This is a genomic window from Phocaeicola sp. RTP21198st1_B8_RTP21198_201120 (genome assembly GCF_040929485.1).
Taxonomy (GTDB): Bacteria; Bacteroidota; Bacteroidia; order Bacteroidales; family Bacteroidaceae; genus Phocaeicola; species Phocaeicola dorei.
The window spans coordinates 34,629-35,608 of sequence record NZ_JBCOCI010000050.1 but is presented as its reverse complement, the minus strand read 5'-3'; the positions used below and the strand labels follow the sequence as shown (position 1 = coordinate 35,608).

Genomic DNA, 980 nt, shown 5'->3' with positions numbered 1-980 from the left:
AGACAGCATAGCTACCACATTGGAAGATTGTGGGGATTATTTTCATTTTAAACTTGTCATAAACGAAGATACACAAGTGGAGTTCTTTGGTAAAGCTTATCACATGCCTCCACCTCCTTTTTATGTAGAGCCGACCTCTATTTATGAACTGTGGATTCACAAGTCGAATGGTTTGCCTTATAAGAAACGGAGAGCGATGTCCCATAATATATCGGTGGAAACTTGCTGTAATGTGGAAATAAACAAAGAAACAATTGACAGGTTTGATGTTTTCGATTATGTTCCGCAAGGTTATGAAACAAAAAAATATGATTATGGCGTTCCTTCCAGGAATATGGCCGCTAATCTGACGGGTAAGAAAGCACCAGAATGGACATTGAATGATATAAAGGAGAGTCCCGTGTCATTGAGTGATTTGAAAAGTAAGGTCATCTTGGTAAATATAACAGGAATAGGTTGCGGAGCTTGCCAGGCTTCTATCCCTTTTCTGAAAGAACTGAAAAGAAAGTACCAAGAAGAAGATTTTGAATTGGTAGCCATTGAAAGTTGGAGCCGGATGCATTCACTTCAGAATTATGCAAAGAGAAAGGAATTGAATTATATGTTTTTGGATGGAGATGATAAAGTGATAGAAGATTACCGGACGGGTGGGGCGGCTCCGTACTTTTTTATTTTGGATAAAGAACGGATTATACGGAAAGTCATTCGAGGATATGGCATGGGAAAGACCGACAAGGAAATAACGGAGGCTATAGAAGAATTGCTATAACTGGAATGAGGATGGAACAAAAAGTGAAAACTTTTGCAGACACATTTGTTCCATCCTCATTTATTTATATTCAGCACTCTGACGGTTGTCAAAATTGGAAGAACTTCTTGGCATTATTATAGCAGATATCTTCCACCATCTGATTGACGCGTTCTATTTCGCAAGCAGGGATTTCGCCGTTTTCCACATCATTACCCAGCAAGTTGCACAA

Annotated in this window: 2 protein-coding genes; one reads left to right on the top strand and one right to left on the bottom strand. The window is 39.1% G+C overall.

Features of this window, described 5'->3' with window-relative positions:
- Positions 1-769: peroxiredoxin family protein (locus AB5935_RS16180; protein ID WP_368327485.1), on the top strand; the 769-nt coding region annotated here is incomplete at its 5' end.
- An 88-nt stretch (positions 770-857) separates the two neighbouring features.
- Here AB5935_RS16180 and AB5935_RS16175 read toward each other — a convergent pair.
- Positions 858-980 (bottom strand): glucuronate isomerase (locus AB5935_RS16175; protein ID WP_368327486.1); only part of this gene is annotated, 123 nt, incomplete at its 5' end.